Origin of the sequence: Corynebacterium sp. HMSC28B08 (genome assembly GCF_001806865.1) — a bacterium.
Lineage (GTDB): Bacteria > Actinomycetota > Actinomycetes > Mycobacteriales > Mycobacteriaceae > Corynebacterium > Corynebacterium auriscanis.
In genome coordinates, this window is sequence record NZ_KV786157.1 from 1 (window position 1) to 4,062 (window position 4,062).

Genomic DNA, 4,062 nt, shown 5'->3' on the forward strand with positions numbered 1-4,062 from the left:
TCACCGCCTGACCCTTCCACGCGTTTTTGTTGGACTTCTGCTGCACATTCCTTCTTCAACGGGGAGAATACCGGCACTAGAACGTCCGAGAAAGCTCTCGGCATCAGTATGTTCGAGAAAGCCCCCAGCGCCGCCTCACATCTCGGCCTAGCACCCTACCCCCTCCCGAACGGCGTGGGGGTCGTAGCACCGTCCCACACCTCGGCCTAGCACCCTACCCCCTCCCGAACGGCGTGGGGGTCGTAGTACCCACCACCTCGCAGCACGCTCGCCAGCGACCCCAACCACCACACCCCGCAAAGTTGAGATCCTATGAAGAACACCCCTACCGAAGGTTTTCGAAGAACCCCCGCACCAGCGCTTCGCATTCGTCGCGGAGCACCCCGCCGAAAACTTCCGCCTTATGTAATGGCGTTTCCCGCGGTAAATCCCATACGCTTCCACAAGCCCCAGTTTTAGGTTCGCTGGCACCGTACACAATCTTGCCGATACGTGCACCCAGCGCCGCTCCCGCGCACATCGCACACGGTTCCAGTGTCACGACCAGCGTGCACCGCTCTAAACGCCACGAATCTCCTAGCGCGTCCACGGCCGCCCGCAGCGCCGCGATCTCCGCATGCCCCGTAGGGTCCCGGTCAGCTTCACGCCGGTTGGTCCCCACGCCAAGCTCCCGCCCATCGGGCCCGTAGACCACGGCTCCAACGGGAACGTCAGCGCGTGGCGTCGAGTAAGCAATTGAAAGAGCCCTACGCATCCAAGCCTCGTGCTGCACCTCAACCTGTGGCCTAGGCAACCCGCCGCCTACCCACGCCCCCGCTTCTGCATGGCGATCATTCACCACCGTGTAACTACTCCAATTCCAACCCGGCCCGCCTACTCCAGTTCCAAACCAATCGCGTCCGCCAGCTCCTCGGCACAACCCAGCTCCTCGGCCACCCGCATGAGCTGCTCGGAGGCATAAAGATCCTCGTCATCAAAGATCACGCTAAGCAACTGCTCCGGCACCCCCAGGTCCTCCAGCAGATCAAAATCACCCTCAGGCCATGGCTCATCGCAGTTCTCGGCTTCATCCTCAGTAGGAGTATCCACATCGAGCTCATCCAAAATGTCCGTCGCCAAGTAGTAATCCAGCGCCGCCGTAGCATCCGAAATCAGCAACCGCACCCCACCCGGGACAGGCCGCACGACGGCGCACCAGTCGTCATCCATGCAGACGAATCCCAGCAGGGCGCCTTCAGCGCGGTTGGCACGCAGGTCTTTGACCAGATCGCGGAGGCTATCTAGGGCCTTTTCGGGCAGCTCCCGCACTTGCCATCCACCCTCGCCCGCAACGGCGACAGCGGCAAAGGTCAGCTCGGTTGTCTCACTCATGTCCCCAACGCTAGTCGTGTTGTGGGAAAATAGGGAGCGTGAGTGACATTAAGAGCCCCGAATCCCACCCCGTGAACCCCACGAGCATTGCCGCTGAGCCACGCACCCCCGTCTGCGTGCTGGGGTTAGGCCTGATCGGTGGATCTCTGCTCCGCGACCTCGGCCGCCTGGAATGGCCGTGCTACGGGTGGAATCGTTCTGAAAAAACTGTGACCCGCGCCCGCCGCGATGGCTTTGATGTCTCGAATGACCTCACCGCGACGTTACAGCGCGCCGAACAGGACGGAGCTCTACTGGTTCTCGGCGTGCCAATGTTTGCTCTTTCTTCTTTACTCGACGCCATCAAGGTCCACGCCCCTCATTGTGGGTTTACGGACGTCACCAGTGTGAAGGAGGAGGTGCACGACCTGGTTGAAGAGCATGGTTTAACGTCGCGCTTCGTGGGTGGGCACCCCATGGCGGGTACCGCGAACTCGGGGTGGCCGGCCACCATGAGCCACCTATTCGAAGGCGCTGTGTGGGTGGTGACCTACGACAACGCGGTCGCCGGGGATGGCAAGGGTAAGGGTGCTAATGAGGCCGAGGAGCTGTGGCTGAACACGTGGGCTCGCGTAGTCACCATGGCTGAAGCCGTAGGCGCGGCGGTGGTTCCCGCGTTGGCGCGCCGGCACGACCGGGCGGTGGCCCGCGTTTCTCACCTTCCTCATGTACTCGCGGAGGCGCTGGCGATCGCAGGTGACAAGGGGGGTCCGCTGGCGCTGACCTTGGCGGCGTCGAGTTTCAGAGATGGCACCCGTGTGGCCGGCACGGAGCCGGCGCTGGTGCGGGCGATGTGTGAAAACAATCGCTCTTCTTTGGTGGTTGCGATTGATGAGACGCTGGAACTGCTGCGGCAAGCGCGCGAGCAGCTGGCGAACCCGGATGAGGACATGCGGGACCTGACGGAAGTCGGGCACGCGGCCCGTGGGCGATTCGAGGCGCGGGCGGGGCGTAAAAAGGGAGAGGGCCCGAATCGGCCAATCATCCGTGTGCAACCGGGTGGCACAGGCTGGGTGTCGCAGCTGGAATCGGCGGAATCGATGGGTGCGCAGATCGGGATTTTCTAGCTCGCGCGGTGCTGCGCGCTGGGGCTCTGGGCCGGGGTGCCGCTAGCTGGGCTGTGGCCGGGGTGCCGCTAGCTGGGCGCTATCCCGCCGGTTGATCTCCCCATGACTTCACCATGCAAAACCCCGGCGGTAAAAACCGGCCGGGGTAGATCTCGTGCGCCCGGAGGGATTCGAACCCCCAACCTTCTGATCCGTAGTCAGAAACTAACCGGCTCTGATCAGTGACTTCATGGAACTTGTTCCTTCTGTGTTCCACCTGCACCCGAAGGAGGTCACCGTCTGCTTCGCACAAGTTGTGTCGCCTCATTCTCCACGGGGAGACTGCAAACTCACGGCGGATGACAAGGATCGGAAGGCGGTCATTTTCGCGGCTGGACTGCTCCTGCTAGATCTCACCATGAGGAGTCTGCTGGAGTCGACGCTAACTAACCACTACAACCCGGCCAACGGTTCCGAGAGAATCTTCGGCTTCTAGATTTCTTCGTCGACTTCTTCCTGCGTTGGCTTACCGACCCTGGAGTCTTCGTGCAGCGGATCAGAAGAATTGTTCGGCGGTCGGCTAACACATTCACGGACGCCGTCAACATGTTCGTTGAGGCTGTCCGATACGCGAGACCAGAGCGGGTCGAGTATGAAATCGATACCTGCTCGACGGGCATGCTTTGCAGCAGGAACAAAGTCACTGTCCCCCGAGATCATGATTATCTGGTTGACATGTCCGTGCTCCGCCATGGTCGCAATGTCGAGGCCGATTCTCATGTCCACACCTTTTTGGGTGATGTCCAGGAAGAAATCCTTGTCCGTAAGGTCTTCGACTCTCAGGTCGCCGCGACACAGCTTCTTCAGCGGTCCGCTTTTGAGTAAGTAGCCGCTCTGGGTCTCGAGCTCTTCCCCCCGTCTCAGCGCGACCTTGCGCCGCTTCACTAGTTCCTTCAGGAACCGAGTATTCCAGGCGTGTTCGTCTGATTTTCCTAGGTTGATCTGCTTTTGCAGCAGGGGATGATAGATGACCTTCTCCGACGGCAAGCAGTCGTAATAGAAGATACGATACAGACTAGCCTCGGATTCGCGGATATGGCGTTTGCAATAGGCTACCAGCTCGTTCGCGCGATCTTCCGGCTCCTTGTCTCCGAACAGTGTGCGTGCCTTGCGTCGATAGAAACCCCCATCGACTAAGATCGCCGTGACGATTGGGCGCCCGGCGTTCGTCCGGCTGCGTTGAGTATTTCGGCCAGACGACTGGCTAGACTGCCGTTTCGCGGGACGGCTCTTTTTATTCTTCATCAGTGTCCTAAAATCGAAAAGCTTCCGTCATCGGCGCACTCCTGATCGGTGGAGGGTCAACGGCGGAAGCTGATGCTTACTAGGCTAGCGCTTGCTTACCCTCCTAGCAACCCTAGTTGCAGCTCGGCGTGTCTAGCTCCCGTTTAAATACTAAGTTCGAGAGATCCAAGGCCTCACCCCTTGTACGGAGATCGCGAGCGAACGGTAGACAGGAACCAGCTAGCGCTGATCAGCGACTTTTCCTGGAACTTGTTACATTTGTGGGCTCTTCGCGATTTAGAGTGCGTTGATCCGGGTGTGC

General features: G+C 60.2%; 5 protein-coding genes. 2 read left to right on the forward strand and 3 right to left on the reverse strand.

What is annotated here, in order from left to right; all coding sequences use genetic code 11:
* Positions 1–325 precede the first annotated feature (325 nt).
* Both HMPREF3098_RS02070 and HMPREF3098_RS02075 read right to left on the reverse strand, forming a co-directional pair.
* Complete coding sequence (locus tag HMPREF3098_RS02070) at positions 326–838, reverse strand: nucleoside deaminase (protein ID WP_256364841.1); 513 nt, start codon at positions 836–838, stop codon at positions 326–328.
* A gap of 35 nt (positions 839–873) precedes the next feature.
* Entirely contained in the window at positions 874–1,371 is a 498-nt protein-coding gene (locus HMPREF3098_RS02075) for a tRNA adenosine deaminase-associated protein (RefSeq protein WP_035116042.1), read from the reverse strand.
* Positions 1,372–1,418: 47 nt separating this feature from the next.
* Here HMPREF3098_RS02075 and HMPREF3098_RS02080 point away from each other — a divergent pair, with 47 nt between their 5' ends.
* Positions 1,419–2,477, forward strand: coding sequence for a prephenate dehydrogenase (locus HMPREF3098_RS02080; RefSeq protein ID WP_070433805.1), 1,059 nt, complete (start codon positions 1,419–1,421; stop codon positions 2,475–2,477).
* Between the two features lie 229 nt (positions 2,478–2,706).
* Positions 2,707–2,952 carry a hypothetical protein gene (locus tag HMPREF3098_RS02090; protein WP_141739639.1) on the forward strand — a complete coding sequence of 82 codons (246 nt, stop codon included), beginning with the start codon at positions 2,707–2,709 and terminating at the stop codon, positions 2,950–2,952.
* Here the strand turns inward: HMPREF3098_RS02090 and HMPREF3098_RS02095 are convergent.
* Positions 2,949–3,761 carry an NYN domain-containing protein gene (locus HMPREF3098_RS02095; RefSeq protein ID WP_083283949.1) on the reverse strand — a complete coding sequence of 271 codons (813 nt, stop codon included), beginning with the start codon at positions 3,759–3,761 and terminating at the stop codon, positions 2,949–2,951. The two genes, HMPREF3098_RS02090 and HMPREF3098_RS02095, sit on opposite strands and share 4 nt — an antisense overlap.
* Positions 3,762–4,062 lie beyond the last annotated feature (301 nt).

Excerpts from the sequence above, each read along its gene's own strand:
- HMPREF3098_RS02075 (WP_035116042.1), bottom strand. The coding sequence starts at position 1,371 with ATGAGTGAGACAACCGAGCTGACCTTTGCCGCTGTCGCCGTTGCGGGC.
- HMPREF3098_RS02090 (WP_141739639.1), top strand. The coding sequence starts at position 2,707 with ATGGAACTTGTTCCTTCTGTGTTCCACCTGCACCCGAAGGAGGTCACC.
- HMPREF3098_RS02095 (WP_083283949.1), bottom strand. The coding sequence starts at position 3,761 with ATGAAGAATAAAAAGAGCCGTCCCGCGAAACGGCAGTCTAGCCAGTCG.